Origin of the sequence: Nocardia sp. NPDC058244, from assembly GCF_042882065.1 — a bacterium.
Taxonomy (GTDB): Bacteria; Actinomycetota; Actinomycetes; order Mycobacteriales; family Mycobacteriaceae; genus Nocardia.
The window spans coordinates 572,927-595,457 of the sequence record NZ_JBHVWX010000006.1; the positions used below are offsets into that span (position 1 = coordinate 572,927).

Annotated in this window: 17 protein-coding genes; 5 read left to right on the forward strand and 12 right to left on the reverse strand. The window is 68.6% G+C overall.

What is annotated here, in order from left to right; translation table 11 throughout:
• Window positions 1-58: 58 nt before the first annotated feature.
• The 8 genes from mobF to ACFVW6_RS22180 form a co-directional block, all read right to left on the reverse strand.
• On the reverse strand, window positions 59-5,953 hold the full coding sequence (gene mobF, locus ACFVW6_RS22145; RefSeq protein ID WP_378830829.1) for a MobF family relaxase: 5,895 nt from the start codon (window positions 5,951-5,953) through the stop codon (window positions 59-61).
• 373 nt (window positions 5,954-6,326) lie between these two features.
• Window positions 6,327-6,803 carry a hypothetical protein gene (locus ACFVW6_RS22150; RefSeq protein WP_378830826.1) on the reverse strand — a complete coding sequence of 159 codons (477 nt, stop codon included), beginning with the start codon at window positions 6,801-6,803 and terminating at the stop codon, window positions 6,327-6,329.
• A gap of 90 nt (window positions 6,804-6,893) precedes the next feature.
• Window positions 6,894-8,459, reverse strand: coding sequence for a hypothetical protein (locus ACFVW6_RS22155; RefSeq protein WP_378830824.1), 1,566 nt, complete (start codon window positions 8,457-8,459; stop codon window positions 6,894-6,896).
• Between the two features lie 422 nt (window positions 8,460-8,881).
• Entirely contained in the window at window positions 8,882-9,451 is a 570-nt protein-coding gene (locus ACFVW6_RS22160) for a hypothetical protein (RefSeq protein WP_378830821.1), read from the reverse strand.
• Window positions 9,452-9,563: 112 nt separating this feature from the next.
• Window positions 9,564-10,118 carry a single-stranded DNA-binding protein gene (locus tag ACFVW6_RS22165; RefSeq protein ID WP_378830819.1) on the reverse strand — a complete coding sequence of 185 codons (555 nt, stop codon included), beginning with the start codon at window positions 10,116-10,118 and terminating at the stop codon, window positions 9,564-9,566.
• 90 nt (window positions 10,119-10,208) lie between these two features.
• Window positions 10,209-10,667: a hypothetical protein gene (locus ACFVW6_RS22170; protein WP_378830816.1), complete on the reverse strand. Its 459-nt coding sequence runs from the start codon at window positions 10,665-10,667 to the stop codon at window positions 10,209-10,211.
• Window positions 10,668-10,676: 9 nt separating this feature from the next.
• Entirely contained in the window at window positions 10,677-11,357 is a 681-nt protein-coding gene (locus ACFVW6_RS22175) for an LPD29 domain-containing protein (RefSeq protein WP_378830813.1), read from the reverse strand.
• A gap of 83 nt (window positions 11,358-11,440) precedes the next feature.
• The gene (locus tag ACFVW6_RS22180) at window positions 11,441-12,601 is read right to left on the reverse strand and encodes a hypothetical protein (protein ID WP_378830811.1); all 1,161 of its coding nucleotides are present in this window, start codon (window positions 12,599-12,601) and stop codon (window positions 11,441-11,443) included.
• A 531-nt stretch (window positions 12,602-13,132) separates the two neighbouring features.
• On the opposite strand from ACFVW6_RS22180, the gene ACFVW6_RS22185 reads away from it, so the two are divergent.
• On the forward strand, window positions 13,133-13,387 hold the full coding sequence (locus tag ACFVW6_RS22185) for a hypothetical protein (RefSeq protein ID WP_378830809.1): 255 nt from the start codon (window positions 13,133-13,135) through the stop codon (window positions 13,385-13,387).
• A gap of 231 nt (window positions 13,388-13,618) precedes the next feature.
• Here ACFVW6_RS22185 and ACFVW6_RS22190 read toward each other — a convergent pair whose 3' ends face one another.
• Window positions 13,619-14,716 (reverse strand): hypothetical protein, encoded by a 1,098-nt coding sequence (locus tag ACFVW6_RS22190; protein WP_378830807.1) that lies wholly within the window; start codon window positions 14,714-14,716, stop codon window positions 13,619-13,621.
• A gap of 289 nt (window positions 14,717-15,005) precedes the next feature.
• Between ACFVW6_RS22190 and ACFVW6_RS22195 the strand changes: the two genes are divergently transcribed.
• Entirely contained in the window at window positions 15,006-15,287 is a 282-nt protein-coding gene (locus ACFVW6_RS22195) for a hypothetical protein (protein WP_378830805.1), read from the forward strand.
• A gap of 129 nt (window positions 15,288-15,416) precedes the next feature.
• Complete coding sequence (locus ACFVW6_RS22200) at window positions 15,417-16,964, forward strand: serine/threonine-protein kinase (RefSeq protein WP_378830803.1); 1,548 nt, start codon at window positions 15,417-15,419, stop codon at window positions 16,962-16,964.
• 66 nt (window positions 16,965-17,030) lie between these two features.
• Here the strand turns inward: ACFVW6_RS22200 and ACFVW6_RS22205 are convergent, their stop codons facing one another.
• The 3 genes from ACFVW6_RS22205 to ACFVW6_RS22215 form a co-directional block, all read right to left on the reverse strand.
• On the reverse strand, window positions 17,031-18,143 hold the full coding sequence (locus ACFVW6_RS22205) for a DUF4192 domain-containing protein (RefSeq protein WP_378830801.1): 1,113 nt from the start codon (window positions 18,141-18,143) through the stop codon (window positions 17,031-17,033).
• 146 nt (window positions 18,144-18,289) lie between these two features.
• A complete protein-coding gene (locus ACFVW6_RS22210) occupies window positions 18,290-20,083 on the reverse strand; it encodes a ParB N-terminal domain-containing protein (RefSeq protein ID WP_378830799.1) in 1,794 nt (597 codons plus the stop codon).
• An 82-nt stretch (window positions 20,084-20,165) separates the two neighbouring features.
• A complete protein-coding gene (locus ACFVW6_RS22215; RefSeq protein WP_378830797.1) occupies window positions 20,166-20,417 on the reverse strand; it encodes a hypothetical protein in 252 nt (83 codons plus the stop codon).
• A gap of 225 nt (window positions 20,418-20,642) precedes the next feature.
• Between ACFVW6_RS22215 and ligD the strand changes: the two genes are divergently transcribed.
• Both ligD and ACFVW6_RS22225 read left to right on the forward strand, forming a co-directional pair.
• Window positions 20,643-21,548 carry a non-homologous end-joining DNA ligase gene (gene ligD / locus ACFVW6_RS22220; RefSeq protein ID WP_378830793.1) on the forward strand — a complete coding sequence of 302 codons (906 nt, stop codon included), beginning with the start codon at window positions 20,643-20,645 and terminating at the stop codon, window positions 21,546-21,548.
• 303 nt (window positions 21,549-21,851) lie between these two features.
• Window positions 21,852-22,514, forward strand: coding sequence for a hypothetical protein (locus ACFVW6_RS22225; RefSeq protein WP_378830787.1), 663 nt, complete (start codon window positions 21,852-21,854; stop codon window positions 22,512-22,514).
• The last annotated feature ends 17 nt before the right edge of the window (window positions 22,515-22,531 follow it).

Below are 22,531 nucleotides of genomic sequence, written 5' to 3' on the forward strand. Positions count from 1 at the left end.
GAAATCGCTTACGTCTCTTGTGCGGGCATACGCAGCGCGGAGGATTGTCGTTGGTGGTCTATAGCCCGAATTCCGGTCGATGATCGACTTGATTGACCTCGGCTCCGTTGTATTCGTCGATGCCGAACTCGTCGTCGGTGGCTTCGTGGCGCCACCGTGCGCGTTCTTCGAGGCGCCGCTGGGAGCCGGTCAGATTCTCCCGCCGGGCGTGTTCGGCGCGGTGATTGGTGAGCTCGGCTTCGAGGGCCCGGCGTAGGGCCTCGATAGTCGCGTCCCGGGCGATCGCTTCCTCTGCACCCGCACGTGCTTGCGCCTCGGCGCGGCGTTGATCGTCGGCGGTGGCGGTGCGCTCGGCGCGCGCTGCCAGTTCGTTGGCGTGGCGGTTGGCGGCTCGGGCGGCGGTGCGGGCCTGATCGTGGGCTTCCTGGTGGTCGCGATGGTCACCGACGAGGGTGTTGATGCGGGCCTGCAGAGCGCTTCGTTGTCGGCGGCGCAGGATCGGCAGCGCGTCGAGCTCTTCCCGTGCGGTTTCGAGCTGGTGTTCGGTGGCGTGGAGTCGACGGATCGCGGTGTCGAGTTCGCGGGCACGAAGCAGAGCGGTGGTGCGGGCGTTGTCGGCGGCGCGTTGCTGTTCGGCCACTACCGGTTCGGGTGCGATCTCGATGTGGATTCGTCGGATCGGGGCGAAGAATTCCGCTTCGGTGGCGATGTTGCTCAGCCGCAGGGACAAGCCCTCGATGGCGTCGGCGAGTTCGTGGTCGGAGAGGCGTTGGATCGGATCGAGCACCACCGGCGGCTGTTCGGTGAGGGGATGGGCAGCCAGCCACTGCTCGATGACAGCCCGGCCCGCCGGGTTCAGTGCCCGCCAGTCGCGTCGCAGCATCGCCATCGCGGCAGGCGCTGGATGGGTGTCGGTGATGTGGGCGCAGCGTGCGGTGAGGTGGTGGGCGGGATCGTGGTCGGGGATCGCGGGTCGTTCGTCGTCGCGGCACGACTGGCACAGGCCGTCGTCGGAACGCCGTGGCGGCACCGGGATGGTGGCGTTGCGGGGGCGTTCGATGCTGCAGTCCACGCAGGGCAGGCCGACGGCGGAGGGGATCGCGGCCAGGTCGTAGTCGATCGGGGAACCGAAATCGGGCCTCAGAGGGCGTTCCTTGTCGTCCGGATCAAGGCCGTCGGACGGCTCGGCCTCGTCGAGATACGCGTCGAGGGCGTCGTCACCAGCTGCTCGGATCGGGTCGAACACTACTGGTGGGATGGTCGGATCGATGCGGTCTCGATGGTCGTAGACGGGGTGGGACCGCGTTTGGGCAGGTTCGGGTTCGGGGCGGTAGGTGTGTGGGTCGGCCGCCGGTGTACACGCCTGGATCAGGTCGTGGTGCTGCGGGAACTGTTCTGCTGCCCAGCGGAGTCGGGCTCGGGCGACGGGGAAGCTGTAGCGGTAGAGGGTTTCCGAGACCGCGGTGAGCACCGCTCGTTCGTCGTCGGTGAGCTCGCTGCTGAACGTGCGGAACGCCGAGACAGCGTCAGCGACGCGTCCGGTGGCGAACAGCCTGGTGATGCCGTCGATGTCGGAAACGAGGTGGTCCCTGGCCGGATCGCCGTCGATGGAAGACACGTTCGACGTCTCAGTCCTGGTCGGTTCGGGTTCGACGAAGCTGTCCGAGGGTTCCTCCTCAACGATCGGGGGTGCAGGTTCAGGCGGAGCAGGAGCCGCGGCCGGAGTCGGCGGTGGCGGTATCGGCGTGTGGTGGTGGAGCGCGTCGATGCGCCAGGCCAGGGCGGCGGCGAGCTGGTCGGCGCGCAAAGGGGGCGCGTCGTCGGGCTGCGCGCCTTGCAATAGTTCGTAAGCGGTGACGAGCAGATCGCGCGGGATCCAGGTACTGGTGGCACGTTCGACAGCGGCCACGACCCGGGGCCAGGCCGGTTCGGCGATGACTTGCTCGGTCATCTCCGCGCCCAGGACGGCTTCCAGGTCGGGCAGCCAGTCGGGTCGCAGCAGATCGGTGCCGGTGATGTCGAGTGCTGATGGTTCCAGTTCCAGACGCGCCCACAACGCGGCGGCGGGCATCTCATCCGGCAGCGGACGCAGTCCGGCGGCGTCGGTGAGCAGGGTGGTGATGTCGAGTCCGGCCCGGTCGGCGAGGTCGATCTTGTCGGCCACCACAGGCCAGTACGCGTCGGTGCGGATGCGGGGATCGATGCCGTCGACGACGTGTGCCCACCGATTCCGCGGCAGCGTCGGGTCCCCGTAGACCTCGACCACTCGTTGGTCGAGGCGTTTCTGGTGGAGTCGTTCGAGGTTGGTGTAGCGGTCCGGGCCGGTCGGACGGACGTCCGTATCGGGGACGTGGAGTCCGGCTCGCCACACCGCGAGCTCCGCGAGCAGCGCCGCGTCGGCGCCGAGGAGCGGGCGCGCCCAAACTGGTGCGGTGGTCGGGGTCCACCGGTCGGTGGCGCTTTGGATCTGTGTGGCGAGGTCGGCCACGATCCTCGCGCGAGCACGCACCGGTGCGGCGAGCTCGTCGTCGACACCGTGGTCGGGCAGACCTGGGGTCCAGGCGAGCGGTCCGCGGCCGGTGGAATGACTGCCGGTGGGGTCCAGCCGCCAGTCCAGGACCGCTGCCGGATCATCGGCGGTGTCGAGCTCGCGTGCGGCCGCAGCAGCACGCAGCGCAGCGACCGGGTCGGCGCCCGACAGCGCGATGAGCGCGAGGTGCTGGCGCAGAACCTGGTAGGCAGGAGCCTCGCTCAGGTCAGGGTGGATCGAGTCGGCGACGCGATCGAGTTCGTCGAGGCGGTCGGCACCGAGCGCATGTTCGGCGGCCAGGCCCAGGGTGTCGAGGTAAATATCGACCGCGGGCCCGATCCGCAAGGTCGGGTCGAGCGCGTCGCGGAGTTCGGTGTGCGCGGACTTCTGCGATCCATCGCGGCCCAAGATCCGCTGCAGATGCTCCACCGCTGTGTGCGGGTGGAGGGCGGGTTCGGTATAGATCGAGCCTTCCGCGCCGTCGAGGGCGGTGACGATGTAGGCATGGTTGGCCAGGATTCCGCGGGTCATCGCGACGTAGAACTGCTGTCGGGATTCACGCCCGGACAACGCGACATGACAGGCGTCGGCGGTGATTCCTTGCGCGGAATCGATCGTCGCGGCGTAGCCGAGGTGCACATGCGCACGCACATACTCCACCGGCATACACACCGAATGCTCGCTGTCGACACCGCCACGGCGGTGCGACACCGTCAGCGAACCGTCGTCGTGGACGTCGGTGACGGTCCAGGAGTAGCCGTTGCGAACCCAATCGGTATCCCCGAAACGCAACCGCGGATTGTTGCGACGCGTGCGCACGGTGTCACCGACGGAGGCGCAAAGACCGTCCGCGAGGACCACTTCGGCTGCCGGTGGTGTCGCGCTGCGGGTGAGTCTGTCGGTGCGGGCACGGGCGTTGAGCGCGGCCACGACGTCATGGGTGGGCGCCAGCATGACCGCGTCGCGACCGGTCCGGTGGTCGGCCGCCCACGCGGTATAGGTGTTGTCGTAGACCGATCCGGTGTGCCCGGAGTGGATCCGATCGTTGTCCAGGTACCACGCCAGCGCCGATGGTTCGCCGTCGCGAAGTCCGATCGACGCGGTCGCTTCACCCGTGGAAGCGAACCGAACGACATGCGAGAGCGTCACCGTCTGCTCGGGAGACGTGACCGCCATGTCGGTGTCGGCGCCGCCGGCTTCGATCGCCGGGAGCTGCCGGTCGTCACCGATGCACCGCACCGTGGCCCCTCGTGTGGACAGGAACTGCAGCAGGCGTAGCCGTTTGAGGTTGCCGAGCTTGACGTGTTCATCGACGATCACCAGCGTTCGGTCGTCGATGTCGAGCACCCATTGTGGCAATGAGGGCGTCCCCGAAGGTGCCTCTCCAGCGGTGATCTGGTCGGGGGAGTGGCGGTGGATGACATCGAGGAGCTTGTCGACGGTCTCGGCGCGGGTGCCGATCGAGGACCCGAGCACCGCGGCCGCCGCGGCGGTGGGTGCCATGCCGAGGACAGTTCCGCCGCCGGAATGCCAAGCCGTGGTGAGGACTTGCATCGCGGTCGTCTTCCCGGTACCGGCCGGTGCGTTGGCGGTGTGCACGCGGAGGCCGGTGGTGGCGAAGGAGGAGATGACACCAATCTGGCCGGCGTTGAGCGGCCGGTCCGGGTGGGCGGTGTTGAACTGGGCGACAGCGTCATTGAGATGTTGCGGGTCCAGGGAGCGGGCGCCGGGCTGGATGGAGAGTTCGATCAGCGCCGCTTCGACGGCGAGGGTGGTTTCGGTGGTGTAGATCTGGGAGTTCGGGGCGTGATGGATGGAGGTGCCGTCGCTGCGCTGCAACCACGCGGGCACAGCACGAAGACCGGGTTCCTCGGTCAGGTCGGGATCGCCACGCGCGACCGCCGACCGCGGTGACAGCGCGGCTGCGATGACTTTGTCGGGTACCCATTCCCAGTCGGCGGGGGTGATCTTGCCGCGGAGTTGGCGTTCGACTTCGGCGCGCAGGTTGAACGGCCGCCACGTCGATCTTCGTTCCGACACCGCCGCCAAGGCACGCTCGGCGGTCTCGGTGATGAACTTCGCGTCCGGGGTCGGGCGCGGTGCCGGCGGTACCGACAATGTGCGCAGCACGAACTCCTCGACCGCCTCCCGGCCACCGAGCAGGTCGGCGGCCTGGGCCGCCCACGTTTCGCGTTGCTGAGCATGTGAGCCCGGAAGATGTTTCGCCGGGCGGGTATTCAACGTCGCTTGTTCGGCGAGCCCGTAGACCTCTTTCGGGGTCGGTTCGCGCAGGTGACGTGCTTGGAACTCGGCTGCCAGTTCGTCCAAGCGAGCGTTGATCGCGGTGGCGCGCTGGGACCAGGCGTGGATCAGTTCGGTGGGGACGCCGATGATTTCGCGGATCTGGACCTGGTGGATATTGCGATCGGGCCGGGTTTCGAACTGCAACCCCAGCGCCAGTTCGAGGTAGTGCTCGAGGCGGGAGTCATAGATTTCCGAGACCGTGACGACTGCTTCGTGGAATAAGCGCGAGTCGATCGTGCGCCACTTGCCGTCGCGGGTGCGGACCTTGTTCGCGATCAGAACATGGGTATGCAGGTCCGGGTCGCCCGCGCGGCTGTCGCGATGAGCGAAGCACGCCGCGATCATCCCCTCGACCTCGACGTGGCGGACCCCGTTGCGTCCCAGGCGGGTGTAGAAGCCGTGGCGCTCCAACCACTTCAACGCATCCTTGATCGCGTGCCAGTGGGCGGCCTCGATCCGACGTGCCATGTCCGGCGGGGCGACCGCCAACAGCGCCGCAACACTCTTCACCGACGAGAAAGTGAGCTCGAGACCAGCCACCGCGGACTGGTTCACCCGCGAGTTCTTGGCCACCCACCCCGAGAGCTCGCGCGCGTTCAACGGGACGCGACCGTGGTCGACGATGAACATTTCCGTCGCCACCCGTGACCGGATACGCGAGCGAACGAAGTCGGGAATTGCGGTGGTGGGGTCGAGATCCCGCTCCAGATTGTGTTTCCGGTACGCCTGCGCACAGCGTTTCCGGTACTCCGAACGGATCGTGTAGGTGGGGAATTTGTTGCCGAGTTTCGTGGCCTTCTCGGCTGCGCGGGCGGCGTCGCGGGGCTTGGCGCCGAGGGAGATCTGGGTTTGGTAGACCTCGGCTTTGATCCGTTCGGCGTTCGGGTGGACACCGTGGCCGAACAGGGCTTTCATCTGTTCCTCGGTGACCTGCTCGCCCGGAGCGATACCGAGCGCGGCCAACCCGGCGCCGTGCCAGCGTCCCGGTGACTCCCCGTGATCGCTGTAGTACTGCGACAACGAGGCCCGCCCGCGCGCGGTGGCGTCGTTGGCGGCGGTCTTGCGCAAATAGTATTGGTAGCCGTTCCCCGCGGCGACCCGGTGAACGGTCGCGACCATGCCTCCATGAAGCGCCCGCGAATTCTATTGCGGCAAGAGGCAATTAAGGCGGTGAGACTACTTTGGACAACTTTAGACAACTCTGGACAACTGCGTTATCGAATCGTTATCCGGGATGCCAGATGTCTGCTCGTTGTAGGGACGTTGGGGAGGAAATGAGGGGGTATTTGCGTGGTGAAAGTGGGTGCGGGAGTTGCGGTGCGAGGCGTGGCGGAGGGCAGGGTACGTGGCTGTAGGCACGGTGCGGTGAGCATGGTGGGGCGGTGCGGAGCTGAGGCGTTGGATGCCGCGATGAGGTGGGGGTGGCCGCCGCGCCGAGAGGGAGCCAGCAGCGGCGGCCACGCACGCCCGAAGTGGCGGGAAGCGGGCGGGTCTAGCCGTAGGCCTCGCTGATCGTGGTCGGCCCGCCGGTGGTCGTGGAGGTGGTGCGGGCGAGGCGCGGTGGCGGGACGTGGCGCCAGCCGGTCGGTGCGCAGGCGTAGTGGCGGGACCCGAGGGCTAGGACGTCGCCGACGGACAGGGAACGGTGCCCGAGCCCGTACCAGTGGTCGGTCAGGGCATTGTCGCCGTGGTCGGGGTGGCCGTTGAGGGCGGCGAAGACCCGGTCGAGCACGACCTGGTCGTCGAAGGCGGCGTCGAAGATGCGTTGCAGGAGTTCGAGATCGGCCTCGCGCATCGCGGTGTCGAGAGCGAACCGGGCAGCGAAGGTGAGTGGCTTGTCGGGGGTGTAGCCGAAGAAGATGGTGTCGATGTCGCCGAGGTAGACGCGGACCCAGCGCGTGCGGTCACGGCGGGTCCGCGCGGCGACGAACCGGCGACGTGGACGTTGGTGGCGGGCACGGTGGTACACCGGCGAGACTCCTCGATAGTCGGGTCGAGCGGCTGGGGCATCCGATCGTGTGGATGCCCCAGCCGAAGACGGGATGCGAACGGGTCCGGGTCAGGCCGCGACGAGGCGACGCACACGAGGTGTCGGTACATGCAGGCCGAGGTAGACCCGGCAGGTCGTGCAGAACCCGTCGTCGTGCACGGGCATATACTTCGTGCAGCCCTCGCACTTGCCGGGCCGCTGTCCGGGTGGCAGGACTTGCTGGCGCCTGGGTCGCGTCGGCGTGGGGACCGGTACCTGTTCGTCGTCGACGTCGGGCAGCACCGGTGCGCCGGGAAGATCGGGGTGGTTGGCGAGGAACCGGTCGATCACCGCGGTCAGCCACTGCGGGGCGCGGCGGCAGACCTCGCCGAGCAGCGCGCATGCCGAGTCCCGGTAGTGCTGGGCGAAGTACGCGCAGTAGGTGGCGGCGAGATCGGCGCCGGTGAACCCGGGCGCGAGTTCGGGCAGCCCGGTGCGGCCGTCGGCGCGGCAGTAGTCACACAGTCCGTCGTCGCTGCGCAGCACACCACCGCGGGCGTGGACAGGGCGCTGATCGGCACTGGGGCGTTCGACGAAGCACGACACACACTGCCACCCGGCGACCGGGGTCATGGCGGTGCGGAAGTCGTCGAGCCCGTTGCCCTGGAACAGATACGCCTCGCGCCGGTCACCACGCGAGCGCAGTCCGGTACGTTCGGCCGCCCACGCATGCGAGTGCTCCGGCGACTTCACCGATTCACCCGCGAGCGCGCGTTCGTGGTCGCGTTGGTCGGCGACGTGGGCGCAGTACTGGTGATCCCAGATCGCCGCGGACAACTCGGCCGGCAGCGGCGGCCGTTCACCGGGCCGCCGCGGTGTCCACCCGCGCGGCGCCGGCGCGGTGGGAGTGATTCCCCGCGCGGCCAGCTCGGCCCAGCGCTGCCGCAGGCGGGCTTGGTCGGCGACTTCGGTGTCGACGAACAAGCTCTCCCGCACGTAGGTCGTCACAATCGACGGCTCGACCTCGGCGCGACGGCGTCGGCCGCGGGCGGCGACGCGGGCCCGGATCTGCTCGGGGCGAAGACGGGAAGCGTCGACGCGTTTGGTCGGTGCCAGCGACAGTCGCGGTAGCGGGTTGTACCAGGTGCGGATCGACTGACGCGGCATCTCCGCGGCGATGAGCTGGACTTCGAGCTTGGCCTGCTCGTCTTCGACGGTCGTGCCGTTGCGGCGGGCGCGGGTTTCCAGAAGGTGGTTCAGGTCGTGGTCGGAGCGGGAGTGCAGGCCGGGGTCGGTGTCGGGCACCAACGCCAGCATCCGCTCCTGCCCGAGGTCGTCGGCGTGGCGCCACAACGCATCCATGCGGCGCAGCGCGGCTTCGCGCGGGTGCAGGGTGAACTGTTCGACCATGAAGTCCAGCAGCCACCAGTCGGCGTCGGTCGCCAACGCGAGCGCGGCGGGAAACGCCTCGAGCGCCGCGCGCCGGTCGAGGTCGAGCTGGAGCTCGATCTCGAAGATCGCGTCGAGGAACGCCCGCGTGCCCGCGACCTGCTCGGCATCGGCGACGGAAGGCTCGACGACGGAGGGTTCGACGACAGCGGGTTCGACGGCCGGGGTTTCGAGGAACAGCGGGTAGGAGTGAGCGATAGCAGACACAGCTGATCTCCTGACATAGGGCGAGAGATACGGCGGCACCCGGGCGCGCTGGGACGCGACGCTTTTCCGACATAGGAGGGTGCCGGGCTGGGGTGGGCCCAGCCGAGGGCGACCGACCAGGACAGCGGGCGACACGGCGGAGGGAACGCGCCATTGCGTGCGGGGGCGAATTCCCCGCGCCCGTGCGTGCGAGTCGGGTGGGCGCGGCTGGTGGTGGCGTGGGGAATTCGTTTCCGCCGGGCGCGGGCCCGTAGCCGTGGCGTCCGATGGCCTGGTAGCCCTCGAGGGGCTGGGTCCACCCCAGACCGTCACCCGGGACCCACCACCCAGGAACCTGTGCTCCCGAGTGGGAGATCGACGACCCTAGCCGCTGCGTACTCGCCTGCGCCGGAGTCGCGGACACCGATCGATGCTTTCGCGCGTCAGTGTGTGGCGGTGCGTGCGCCGGTGAGCGCTGCGACGAAGCTGTCGCCGTCGGGCAGCTCGCTCAGCGGGTAAGTCCCGACGAGTCGAACGGGATAGCAGTCGCTGGGTGAGGGACGGTCGCAGAATCGGCCCTGTGTGTGAGGGGAGTCCTCATGGTCGCTGGCATAGACTTCCAGTACGTCCCGATCCAGATCGAGCAGGTAGCCCCATTCGCACCAGATCGAGTTACCCGGCCAGTCGGGATAGTGTTCGGTGTAACCGGATTTCAGGATCTCAGCGGGATCGGTTTGGATCTCACACAGCGGTCGGTAGGAGTCCGGCCAGCCCCAGTCGCGGCTCTCATCGGTGAGTGGGGTCGGTTCCGCGATCTGCGTTCCTGTCGGTCCCATCTCGTCACCGGCATGCACCAATGCCGCCGCAGCAGCACGAACGCGGGACCAATCCTGTACGGCCCGCGCGAATTCGAGAACGTTGCGGCCCAGGCAGGGCGGGTCGCTTTCCCAGCGGTTGAAGATGATCGTCTCGCGACCGGCGGCCACGAATCCGAGAAACCCTCTGGTGCTCAAGGTCGTCACTCTCCTTCACTCATAATCGGTGGCGTCCGGCCGACGTCGGCCTATCGCCGATCCGAGACGCGAAGCCGCCCAGGCGATCTGTGTGCTCACTGGATCGGTGGGGTCAGAACGGTGGCTCGCCGAAACCTGCACCGGCACCGGCCAAGACCGGCCTCTCCCACGGCGCCCGCTCGTCTGTGGCTGCGTCGGCGTCGCCGGCCCACGAATCGCTGCTCTGGTTCGCCGGGGTGGGGGTGCTGTTCGCGCGGGGGGTGCGGGTCGCGGTGGCGGACTGGGCGAACCCACTACCGCTGCGGCCGGTGCGGGTGACCTTGGCGGTGGCAAAGCGCAAGCTGGGCCCGAGCTCGTCGACCTCGACCTCATAAACGGTGCGCTTGTCGCCCTCGCGGGTTTCGTAGCTACGCTGTTTGAGCCTGCCCATCACCAGGATCCGCGCGCCCCTCGACAGCGACTCCGCCGCGTGCTCGGCGGCCTCACGCCAAATGTTGCAGCGCAGGAACAACGGGTCACCGTCACGCCATTGCCCGGTGCTGCGGTCGAAGACCCGCGGTGTGGAGGCGACGGTGAAATGCGCCACCGCAATACCGGCGGGGGTGAAGGTGAGCTCGATGTCGGAGGCCAGGTTGCCTACCAGGGGCAGTGTCGGTTCGCCGGGCATAGTCGGACCTTTCTGATTGTGAGGCCAGGTCGGGGGTGGGGTGTCGGCCGCGAGCTCGACGCGTCGTGAGCGCGGATTGCTGCCCGGCGGCTACGGCACAGGGCTGTCCTTGCCGATGAGGACATCGCTGTGGATTTCGTCGACGGTGGCCGGGGCATGAGGCAGGTGCGCGCGGACACCGACCGGTGTCCGGGCCGATCTGCCGGGGTCGTGTTCAGCCCGGTGGGGTGCGATCACGAGCTGGTTGCGGGGTCGGTGGATCCAGACCGGGACGAGGCTGTAGCTGAGGCGCTTTGCCGAGGACTGCGGTTGCTGGAGCAATTCGTCGGGGCCGGCCACTGGAACCAACAGGTCCCAGGACGTGATGACCAACGCCATCGGGGTGTGCTCGGGGCCGTACCAGGTGCGGAAACCGAGGTCGGGGAACACGGTGACCACCGCACCCGGCGAGGGTCCCCAGCCGCGAGTGAAGATGTAACCGACGATCAACAGATTGGGGCGCGGACTGTCGGTGGTCGCGGTGGCGAAGTACTCGAGGTCATGCGGCATCGGTGGCTCCTAGGTGTCGGTGGGCTGCGGGGCTGCCTCGGGCGCGGTGAGGTCGCAGGCGTCGGGGAGATGGCGCAAGAGTTCGGCGAGGGTCACCGAGATCGGTTCTCGCGTGCGGCACACGCGGTACCCGGCGACCGAGGCGGTGCCGTCGAGATCGATCGCTTGGGCGGCGAGCCAGTCGATGTCGCCGGTATCGGTGCGCGGCACCGTGACCGGTAGCCAGGCCTCGACCAGATCGGCGATGGACTGCCAGGTCCGCTGGGAGAGGATCCGCGCGAACTCGACATCGTCGAAGTGGCCCTCGACGCGCATGCAGAATCTGCGGACCGTCGGACGGTCGGGGCCGTCGACCCAGCGAATCGATACCGAACGCTCGTTGGCGGGCATGACGGTGAACGCGGCGGTGGGCCAGCGTCGCCGTAGTGCTGCGGCGAGCAGTTGGGCGTCGGCGTCGGCGTTGCTCGGGTCGACGGGGATGATCTGATAGATGGTGAAGGGGCCCGATCCCCGGAGTTGGGCTTCCTGCCAGAACCGCCCGATCCGGGTGTCGGGATGGGCGTCGGTGAACTCGGTGAGGATCTCCTCGAACCTCGTGTAGATCTCGTCGACGGGCACGTCGTCGGCGACGATGGTGCGCCGGTACTGGTTCAGGATGCGGAATCGGTCATCGATGCGTAGCCGGGGCATGGTTGTCCTTCCAGGATTGTGCGGGGACTCGTTGGGACCGCGCCAGCCGCCGCTGTCTCAGCTGTCCGGCAGTGAGCGCGAGGTCAGAGGTGGACGCCGCTGATCTCGATCCGGCTGCCGGGCACGGCCGGGTTCGCCACGGTGGGCCGCGGCGGAAACGTGCTGTAGTAGGTAACCGGTCGGCGGGTCAGGATGTAGTCGCCGGTGCCCGGCAGCGGGTCGACCGCGTGCAGCTCCCACCAGCGATCGACACGAGTGGGGATGTTGCCGGTGCCCGAGCCCGCGTGCCGGGAGGTGATGGTGCCGTCCTCGGCGACGTCGAGTACTTCATGGACGCCCTGCTCGATCACCGCGATCAGCCGACACCGGCCGTCGTCCTCGACGGGCCGGGGCAGGTCGAAGCCGGGCACGTAGGTTCCGGCGCAAGGAAACGCCTCGGCCTCCAGACGCAGGAACCCCACGACCAGGGCGGTACCGTCAGGACCGAGGTCTACCCGTAGCGACGCGGGATCGGTGATCTCGATCCGCGGCGCGCTGACCCGCGCCACGGTGTCGCTGCTGGTCCGGGACAGGTCGATCCGCTCGCCGAGCCGGACCAGGATCTCGGCGAGGTTCAGGGGCGGTTCCTCGTCGGTGTGGAAGGCCAATCCGGAGACGATGATCGGGGCCTGCTGATCGCCGTCGCTGAGTTGTTCGGGCGCGGGCCGGATCTTTTCGGCTGCGGCCCAGTCGATGTCACCGACCTCGGTGCGGGGCACAGTCACCGCCGGGTGGGTTTGGGCGAGCGCTGCGACGATCTCCCATCCGTGCGTGGAGTAGTGGCGGTCGGTGTGTATCCGGGAAGAGATGATGCGGTGGCGTGGGGTGATCAGCCTCTCGACATCGACGACCGCGGGTCCGTCGAACCAGCTGACCGCCACATCGGCGGATTCGTTCCACGGTCGGGTCGATCGGATGGTGAACGCGGCACCGGGCCACCGGCGTTGCAGACGCGCCCTGTACAGCGCGGCGTAGGCGGCCACGTCGGTCGGGTCGTGCGGGACCAGCACAGCGGTCGTGTCCCGATCGTCGGCCCGGGTGACGGTGATCGCATCCAGTCGGTGCTTGACGGTCAGGACCGGTGACGCGGTGCGGCGTTCATCGAGCCATAGATCGAGATGGTCGAGGCCCTCGTCGAGGGAGAGCTGACGACGGTGGACTCGGCCGTCGACGAACAGCGTGTACGTCGATGAAGAGGTGGACAACGAAAACTCCTCTGCGGTTCGGTTGGAGCACAGCAGCGCTGGCTGTCGCGTACGGGTCCGCCTCACCCGAGACGAAACCCGAAGTGGTCCACGGTTCACGGCCACCTGCGGACCGGGCTGTCTTTGTCGCGGCGGCCGGTGCGGGCTACGTGGGCCTGGGTAATGCGCGGTCTCGGCCCGAGCTTGTCGACTTCGAGGTCGATGACGGTTCGGCTCTCGTCCTCGGGGGTCTGATCGCGCTGCGACGGCGCGACGGTGCCCCAGCAACTGCGGGCTGACGGAGACGATTGCTCCGACGTAGCGTCGAAGTGCCCCGGCTCGTCCCCTTCGAGCCGGGGACCACCGAAACCGCCCCACTGCGTCACGGCCGGTCGCCGACAACCCCGATAACGGATGGCGCTCGGGCGCCCCGCGCGAATGCCGACACGCGGACTCGTTGTCGACTGCGACAGTCCGGATCCTCCGTAAAGTCCGAAGTCCGAAGTCCGAAGTCCGAAGTCCGAGTCCGAAGTCCGACGGAGGAGGCTGGATATGGCAAGCAAGCTGTTGGCCGGGATCGTCGTCGCGATCGGTGCCGTTGTTCTGGCAGCAGGGTTGGTGTCCACGGGCACTGGTTGTGACGGCGCCGAGTGCGGATCGGTGCCCGGCGAGGTGGGGCAGGCTCAGCCGCGGACGAAGACCATCACCGTCACCAAGACCGCCGCGCCGGATGGCAAATCGGGCACGCCGACCAATTTCCCGAAGTCGACGAAGACGAAGACGGTCACGCTCAGCAACACCAAGTAGGGCCTCGCCTCACCCGGCGAACAACTTCGCGGCAGGCATCGCCGATCACATTCACCTTGAATCCGGTGCCGATCACATACCGGCGACGCCGTGCTGGATGGTGTGCTGGGGCCGGTGCGCTGCCCGAACGTAGGTCTGACAGTGGCGGTGGGTGCGGAGTACCGTTGCTCGCGTCCAGGCTCGGAGTTTCGAGCCGGGGACCACGACGCCGTCGACTACCCGGGCAGCGAGCTACGCCTGCGGATCTCGGTCCGAGGCAGACAGCGGCGGCAGGGCGGTGGTGTCGAGCAGGCTGCGCAGGAACGCGATCCGCGCGGCGAGGTCGGTCCGCAGGTCGGTGGGCTCACCGCTGCGGGCGGTGACGGTCTCGGTGTCGAAGCCTGCGGCGGCGGCATCACGCAACAGCTGCCGGGTGGTGTCGTCGACGTCGAGTTCACGCACCGCAGGGGTGTGCGTGAGCGCGGCGGCCTCGGCAAGCAACTGCTCGATCTCGAGCAGCCCGCGACGGTATTCGGCCAGCTGTTCGATCAACTCGATCAGCGCGCCCCACGCCGCATCCACCGCGTCCCCGACCAACCCGGTATCGGTCGTGGTCGCGACCGTGACTTGGGTGCGGGCCTTGAGGATGCGGTAGGCGCGCAGGTCGATATCGGCGACGAGACGATCCAGGTCCAACCGCACCGTGTCGAGGGCTTCCGCGGAATAGGCAGGGCTGCGCCGGATCCGGTCGGCCAGGACCCGTGCGATACCGACCGCGCGGGCTTCCCGCCACACCTCGATCGCGTCGCGCCGAGGCCACACGTCCAGCTCCGAGATCAGCTGGTCGAGCTCGGCGCGGCGCAGGGGATCGGAGTGCAGGGGCGCCGACAGTCCCTCAGCGGTGCGTGGCCACAGCACCAGCGACTTCTCGACCAGCGCGACCTCACCGGCATCCAGGGTCAGCGGGTGCGTGCGGCGAGTGCGGCCGATCCTGCGGATCCGCACCCCTGCGATGACCATCGCGACCCCGACCATCCCCACGGCCCCGGCCGCGCCGGCGACGATCCACCCGTCGGGTGGGGTGTCGCCGATGAGGTTGTCGGCCAGACCGGCCCCGCTGACCAGCACCCCGAAAGCCGCCGCGATCGCGCCGAGTATTCCCAGCCACCCCGACAGCAGATCCCACGAGCGCGGCATGATCGGCATGGCGTAGGCATGGGGCGAGACCACCCGTGCCCGGCGGGTCAGCTTCTCGACCAGCTGTGGGTCGAGCACGGTGTTGTCGTAGCGCGGGAACTCGGCAGTCCGGAACGCCTGCCGCACCTCGATGACCGGGAACGGAGCCGCCAAGACTGCTAGCCGGTGCTCTACCGAGTCCGTCACTGGTGGTTCCCCCTGAAACAGCCAAACGTCAAGGGAGCCAGCCCGGAGCCGGACCGACGCCGTCGCCCGCCTGCGCAGTCGATGTTGGAGCCGATCCTATCCGGGCGATGGCGCCAGGTGCCTGGGTGCGCGGGTCGCAGTGCTCGCCGCGAGCAACGATGCCGAGGTGGAGCGGTAGCCGACACACGCATCGGGTTGTTGCGGACGCGCCGTCGTCTGGCCGGTCCGGCTGGTCGTCGCGAGTAGCGTTGCGGGCGTGCAGAACAGAGCCGAGCGTGCTGCTGCCCGCCGAAAGGTCGCCGACTACCACCAGGTGCACCTGGCCGAGCTCGTCGCCACTGTCGGTGAGGCGATCGACCGTTTCCGGGCCGGTGAGGCCGATGCGTTCGAGACCGACGCGGTGATCCACCGCTACAGCAAGGCCGCCCGCAAGTTGTGGTCGTTCTGCAACGACAGCGCCGAGTTCACCGCCCACCTCATCGACCGACTCGAGGCCGAGGGCCGGACCGTCGACTGGTGGAACCTGCCGCGGCGCTGACCGTTCGAGCTGAGACGGCGTCGATCGGCCAGCGTGAGGCCTACAAGCGCGGCTACCCTGGTGTCCTGGGCAGCCTGCCGGTTCGCTGCCGTCGATAGGGGCGCTGTGATGTTGAGTCCTGGGACCGTAGTGTCCGGCTACACGATCTCGCGGCATCTCGGCTCCGGCGGTATGGGGGCGGTGTATCTGGCACAGCATCCACGGCTCAACCGTGTGGTGGCGTTGAAGGTTCTCCACGACGGGTTCGGTGCCGATCGCACAGTTCGTGACGCGTTCGATCGAGAAGCCGACCTTGTCTCCCGGCTCGAGCATCCCAACATCGTCGCTGTCTACGACCGCAACGGCCCCGACGACGAGTATCTGTGGTTGTCGATGCGTCACATCGCCGGAGGCGACGTCGCCGACCTGCTCGCCAACAACCCCGGCGGGCTGGCCCTCGACCACGCGGTAGGGCTGATCGCCGATACCGCACGAGCCCTCGACTACGCCCACGGCCAGGGCGTGCTGCACCGCGACATCAAACCCTCCAACATGCTGATCGAGGACCACGGCGACGGCCAGCGGGCTGTGCTGACAGACTTCGGGATCGCTCGTGCACTCGAGGACACCGTGACCCTGTCCGGCTTCGCCGTGACATTTGCCTACGCAGCCCCCGAACGGCTCACCGGGTCACCTGATGCCGACCACCGCGCCGACATCTACTCGTTGGGCTGCACAGCATTTCAGCTCCTCACCGGCCGGACACCGTTCGCCGGGGACACTCCGGCCATGATCCACGCCCACATCTACGAACCGGCGCCGTCCCCACGCCAGCACCGACAGGATCTGCCGACCTACCTCGACGCGGTGATCGACACCGCACTGGCCAAGAACCCCGCCGACCGATATCTCACCTGCAGCGCGCTCGCCGCCGATGTCGCTCGCGCGCTGACAACGACTGTCCGCGCGTCAGCGCCGACAGAACCCGCAGCCCCACCCCCACCGCCGCCGTCGTCTCGGTACGAGCCACCGAAAGCGCCTCCGCCACCGCCGGACTCGGAAGAAGCCCGGCTGCGACGCGATTCCGATGGCGGCGACACCGCCGCGATGGTCGGCCTCGCGCTTGTTCTGCTCACGCGAGGTCAGCGGCTGCACACACTGGCATCGTCACGGCGCAACAAACGCGCCGTCGACTGGACCTACCGCGAGGCCGAAGCCTTCGAGGCTCTTGGGGAGGCCGAGGAGTGGACGCGCCGCGCCGCCGGCAGCCACGACGCGGTCGAACTGGACGCGGACGGGCTGTACAGCCTCGCTGAGCTGGTGGACGAGTTCTTCGACATCGGTGACAGCGAACTCTGGTATCGGCGCGCTGCCGAGGCAGGCCAGGTGCTCGCGATGCACACGCTCGCGCGGCGGCTGACGTCGCGCGGTGAGCTCGCTGAAGCCGAAAGCTGGCACCGGCGTGGCGCCGAAGCAGGCCACGTCATGGCCATGTTCAATCTCGCGGGCGATCTGAAGAGGCAGGGTGAGCTCGCCGAATCCGAAATCTGGTATCGGCGGGTCGCTGACGTCGTCTGTGAACGATCCCTCGGTCGCGTGGCCACCAAGCGGTTGGTGCTGACCCAGCTCGCGGAGCTCTTGGAGATCCGTGGTGAATACGTCGAAGCCGAGGGCTGGCGACGCCGCGCGGTCAGGTGACCTCGAGCAACCGACGGCTTCGTCGCTGTCTGATCGCGACCGCGACCCGCACCGCCGAGCCTGTCGTCACGCCGTCGCGGTGAGGTCGATGCCCATCCCGGCCGCGACGCCGCGTCCGGCGTGCGCGATCATCGCGATTCTGGCGGGTCGTTCGCCGTTGTCGAGCGCGGTGTTGAGCACGACCGCCATCGCATGTTCGGAGTCGGCGCGCAACGCTTCTTCCAGGCAGATTCTCGCGTAGACGGCGTCGCCGCGGTGATAGGCGTCGTAGCCACACAACATCGCGGCCTCGGCCCGATCCCGACCGGTGCTCGCCCGTGCCACCGACTGCCACAGGATCTGCGCGGACGGCGCCCAGCCGGTGCCCGTCAACCCGAGCATGACATCGCGGATCATCACGTCCCGCAGCGCCGCCACGGCCGTGGCTAGATCTTTTGGGGTGCAACCGGATTCACAGCCGACCGCGATCAGCTCCAGCACGGCTTTCGCGGTATCACTCTGGAAAGCAGTACCGCAGTCTGCCGCGACGGCAGCGGCCAGCTCGGCCCGGTAGCGCTGGACTGCCGGGTCGATGAGCGGGGTGAGCGCTGCGGCCGCGGTCGGGTCGACCGCGATCAGATCGGCCAATTCGTGGCGGCTGCTGTGGATCTGGACACCGTCGAGGGCCTGGACGCAGGCCAGCGGTGAAGTGGCGGGGTCGTTCACGATGCCGTCGGTGTCGCCATCGAGCAGGCTGCGGTAGGACGCTCCGGCGGCGATAGTGGGAACCAGCCAGGCACCGATCAGCTTGACCTCCGCCGACTGCAGCAGGTCCACGGCCAGGCGGGCGGTCAACGCGGCGCGGGGCCGGTCGTCGACGACGACCGCTACTGTCGCGGTGGCGTTCGCGCGATGACAGATCGCTTCCAGCTGCGCGACCGTCTCCTCGATCCCGGCCGGGTCGGTGATCGCGTCGAGGCCGAACCGGACCACCGCCGGAATTGCCCGCGCCGGTGTCGTGGAGTCGGCGGACGGGCAGATCAGCGCCACGACCAGCGACCGGGTGGGAACGAACCGGAAAATCGCCGGGAGCGCGGCGATCAACTGCCCGGCATCGTCGATGCGCACCTGTGCGGCATCGTCGGCCTCGGCGAGAGGAGCGAACCCGCTCGACTCGCACCGTTCGTCATCGGTATCCACTACAGAATCTCCTTCGGAATCGGATCGCCACAGGGCTCTTCCGCCGTGCTGAACCCGGTTGTGCGGGAGGGCTCGACAGCTGATGCCCTGCGCGTGGGGCCCGGTCGATCCAGTGGTGACCGGGCCGCCCTCTCGCAATGCGGGGTTCAGGCCGCGGCAGCGAGTCCTGCTGCCGCAGTGTCGATGTCGACCGGTCCCGCATCGTCGCCGAGCTCGCTCGGCAGGTCGTCGGAGACGGCGTGCGCGCCGGGGTCGATGTCGATGGTGTCGGGGTCGAGGTCGCCAGCGGTGGCGAGTTCGACATCGACCAACGCGAACCCCTTCGCTTCGCCGACCTGGGCGAGGTAGTGCAGGTAGTGACGTGCGTTGGCACCCAGCCACCGGTGCTGGCGCCAGGAGTCCTTGCCGAGGGCCGATTCGTGGGCGGCCAGCACCAACCCGAGCACGAACCGCCACCCGTCGGTGGTGGTGCCGCCGGTGGCCCGCTCGATCAGCTCGGCAGTGGTCTCGAGCCCGAGCCGTTGCATCGCGAACGTCCGCGCTCTCGTCCCCGACAACAGTCCGGAGTCGCGGGCGAGTGATTCGGCGACGAACTGCGCCGCACCGGCGGGCAAGGTCCGTCCCGACAGCAGCCGGGCCAGGAACTCGATCCGGCGGTCCTTGGCTGCGGCGCCGCGTTTGTTGAGCTCGATCACCTTGCGCCGCTCAGCGCGCCGGGCCGCCGCGTCGGCCTGCTCTGCTTCAGCTCGTGCGACAGCTTCCGCGGGGTCGACACCGTCGTCGGCGGTGGTGAGGTCCGTGGCGGTGGTGCGCGGCTGCAGACCGGCAGCCTCGAGCTGGCCGACGGCCAGGAAGTAGGACGCCAGCCAGACGTCCCGGTGGATCAGGCCGTGCGCCGAGCGTAGGCCCTCAGCGGGAGGGGTCTCGCCGTCGGCGTCGAAGTCGACGGTGTCGGGGTCGATCAGCTCCCCGGTCGCCTCGTCGACGAGTTCGGCGTCTTCGATCCGTTCGAGCGCGACCAGCCAGCGGGCCGGATCGGCCCAGATCGCGGACTCGGACACCGGGGTCTGGTCGGTGGTGACGAGGTCCTCGGCGGGAACAAGGCGGTCGTGGTCGAGGTAGGCCGGATCGGTGGTCGCGATGGCGAACCCGGCCGCGGCGTAGGGCAGTGCGGCGGTGAGGCGCTGGCGCTGTTCGGCGCGGTCGCTGGCGACGCGTCCGGCGCGCAGGTCGAAGTTGCGTGGACCGCCGTTGGTGAGCGTGTCGATCGCGTCGCGGTCGTCGAGGGCCTCGTAGTCGGCGATGACCTGGAGCTGATCGAGGCTGTACTGCTGCTCATCCAACAACGTCCGTGCCGTGGTCGAGCGGCCGATCTTGCCGGCCCGACGGATGCTGGCGGTGCTGGTTTGCAGGCCTTCGGCGATGCGCGCGGTGGTCGCGCCGAGGTCGAGCATGTAGGTGACCCCGGCCGCGCGGGCGGATTCGGTGAGCTCGATGCGCCGGTCGTTGAGGTTGATCTGGGTGATCGCTCGGTCGATCAACCGTTCCGGGTCGGTGAGCGCCCGGTCGGTGTCCTGGATGTAGACGGGGACCTCGCGAAGACCCAGGGTCCGGGCGATCAGGGCGCGGACCTGGCCGTCGACGACGACGATCTGTCCGTCGGGGCCGCGTTCGGCCAGGATCGGGTCACGAACCCCGAGCTGCCGGATGGAGTCGACCTGTTTGGGGTGGGCGTCGAGGTCGATCTGGTCCTCGGGGCGCACGTTGTGCCCGATCACCAACTCGGCCGGGTCCATGATCCGGGCCTCGACGTGAGGCGGTGCAGGCGCGACCTCGATCGCATCGTCGCCGGGCTCGGCCACGGCGACGGGAGCGGACGGTTCGGTGGTGGGCTGGTCGAGGTCGACGGTATCGACGCGGCCGATCGTGCTGGCGGGCAACGTAACTCCTCTTCGATGGGAACGGCGACGGCACGCACCGGCTCGCGAGCGCACTGTTGCCGGATTTCGGGGTGGGCAACCGTCAGCGGGTGCGGCGGTTGCGGGCGACGTTGAGCGGGAGCAGTCGCAGGGTGTCGGCGTCGTCGCCGCGGTAGGTCCAGTGCTTGCCGCGCCAGCCCGGGAACTGCTGGCGCCAGCGCGCGAGCGCCGGGTCCTCACCGAGCGCGGTGACGGGCCCTGCGGTGCCGAGGTGGACGCGGTTGGCGAGGTCGCTGGTGCTGATCGACTCGACCGGCGTGGTGGTCGGCGCCTCGGTCGGGGTGGTTGCGGACATGGGTCTCCTTCGATTGCTGGACGTCGATACAAGGCTCGGAGTGTTCGAATAGAGCTGGTCACGAATGCGCAGCGCTGGCTCGGATCGCCGCGAGCCGACTCGAACAGCGGTACGCTGACTATTTGCTGAACGGATTCGACGGGAGGGGAGTGTGGTGATGGCGAGGAGCGAGTGAGCGGGTTGCCGCGGTATGCGCCAATGCTGGCGACCGCGGGTGAACTACCAGTGGATGACGGCCGGTGGTCGTTCGAGGTGAAGTTCGACGGCCTGCGCGCGATCGCCTACGTCGAGCAGACGTTGCGGCTCGAGTCGCGCAACGGCAACGACATCACCGTCGCCTGGCCCGAACTCGCCGCACTCGCACCGGCGGAGCCCGGGTTCGTCGTCGACGGCGAGATCGTGATCCAAAAGAACGGGCGGTCGTCGTTTCAGGCGCTGGCGCCGCGGATGCACCAACGCAACCCGGCCACCATCCGGGCGCTGGCCGAATCCGATCCGGCGACCTACATGATCTTCGACCTGCTCCACATCGGAGACCGGTCCCTGATCGAGCTGCCCTACAGCCAGCGCCGCGAACTCCTCGAACACACCGGCCTGGCAGGCCCACACTGGCAGATCCCGCACCTGCTGCCCGGCCCCGCCGCCGACGCGCTGGCGGTCTCAAAGGAACTCGGGCTCGAGGGGATCATCTGCAAACGGCGCGAGAGCTGGTATCTGCCGGGTCAGCGCAGCCCGGCGTGGACGAAGGTCAAGAACGTAACCCACCAGGAAGTGGTGCTGATCGGGTGGAAGACGGGCTCGGGGCGCCGCGCAGGGCAGATCGGATCGCTGCTGGTCGCGGTCCCCGACGACCGCGGCACGCTCGAGTACGCGGGCAGCGTCGGGACCGGGTTCACCGCGGCGATGCTGTCGGATCTGCGGAAGCGCCTGGCACCGCTGCAGCGACCGGATCCCCCGATCGGCGGCGTCGGGCCGACACCGGTGGGGGTGTTCTGGGTGCAGCCCCGGCTGGTCGGGGAAGTCGCCTTCACCGAGTGGACCGGCGACGGGCGGCTACGGCACCCCAGCTGGCGGGGATTGCGACCGGACAAGGACCTCGACGAGGTCGAAACCCCGGTCGGCCGCCCATAACTCGGTATTCACCCAGGACCGGGGTCCCAGCAGTCGGCTCACCGGAGGTGACAGGTCAGGTTTCTGTGGAAGGATCGAGACACAGCCGCCCGATCGGTGGCAGGGAGGGAATCGACGGTGCGCGGGTATCGGCAAGCAACGACCGGCGACCTGGATCGGCGGGGGTGCCCGGCTTCGGTCGAATCGGAAGGGGCCTGCAGGGTTTCGGCGAGTCGAGTCGATCCATCACCCAGGCGGAGAAGGATCGCGCACGAGGCGAGCGAGCCGTCTGGCCGGGCAGCGCGACCCGCACGCCGTTCCACGATGGCCGTAGTCGCGGCGACCGGTGTTGTGATCGCCTCGGTGTCCTCGTGCGCGAGCGCGGGAACCGCGGTGGCCCAGCCACGGTTCGACCACGTCCCGGCAAGTTGCGCGGTCGCCCTCACGCCCGTCGCGGCCGAGATCGATCAGTTCGCCGGCAGCCTGCGCGCCGACGACGATCGGATCAGCACCGAGGCCGATCCTGGACTCGATGGCGGGTCGATCGGTGTGCGATGCGTCGGCATCTTCTCCGGTGACCCCGACACCCCGACCTCGCTGCAGGACACCGCGACCCGGCCAACCAGCCGACACCTGTTCCTCAGGTTCGTCGTCATCCCCGGCAGCGACACGGTCTCGGATCCGGTGGCACACACCCGGCAGCTCTTCGAGCAGCGGCGGCCACCGGGCGCGTCCGACGTGCCCGGTGTAGGCGAGGCTGCTTACGCTGTGACGACTCATTTGCGCTACCCCGGCGGGATCGCGGGCACGGTCACCGGTTCGGTCGAGATCTCCTTCCGCACGAGCAATCTCATCGTGGCCGCCGACGTCGGCGGTATCAACGTCCACGACAGCAGCGAACCCGCCCAGTTGCTGGCCGACCTCGAGCGTGACGCCGATGCGATCGTCAGAGCCCTGGCGGCCGATATCGACACGGCGATGGCCTGAGCGAGACCGGTTGATGC

What these genes read in the sequence shown, in the direction of transcription:
- mobF (WP_378830829.1), bottom strand. Translation starts at nt 5,953, where the DNA reads ATGGTCGCGACCGTTCACCGGGTCGCCGCGGGGAACGGCTACCAATAC.
- ACFVW6_RS22185 (WP_378830809.1), top strand. Translation starts at nt 13,133, where the DNA reads ATGGCAAGCAAGCTGTTGGCCGGGATCGTCGTCGCGATCGGTGCCGTT.
- ACFVW6_RS22165 (WP_378830819.1), bottom strand. Translation starts at nt 10,118, where the DNA reads ATGCCCGGCGAACCGACACTGCCCCTGGTAGGCAACCTGGCCTCCGAC.
- ACFVW6_RS22215 (WP_378830797.1), bottom strand. Translation starts at nt 20,417, where the DNA reads ATGTCCGCAACCACCCCGACCGAGGCGCCGACCACCACGCCGGTCGAG.
- ACFVW6_RS22170 (WP_378830816.1), bottom strand. Translation starts at nt 10,667, where the DNA reads ATGCCGCATGACCTCGAGTACTTCGCCACCGCGACCACCGACAGTCCG.
- ACFVW6_RS22175 (WP_378830813.1), bottom strand. Translation starts at nt 11,357, where the DNA reads ATGCCCCGGCTACGCATCGATGACCGATTCCGCATCCTGAACCAGTAC.
- ACFVW6_RS22225 (WP_378830787.1), top strand. Translation starts at nt 21,852, where the DNA reads ATGGCCGTAGTCGCGGCGACCGGTGTTGTGATCGCCTCGGTGTCCTCG.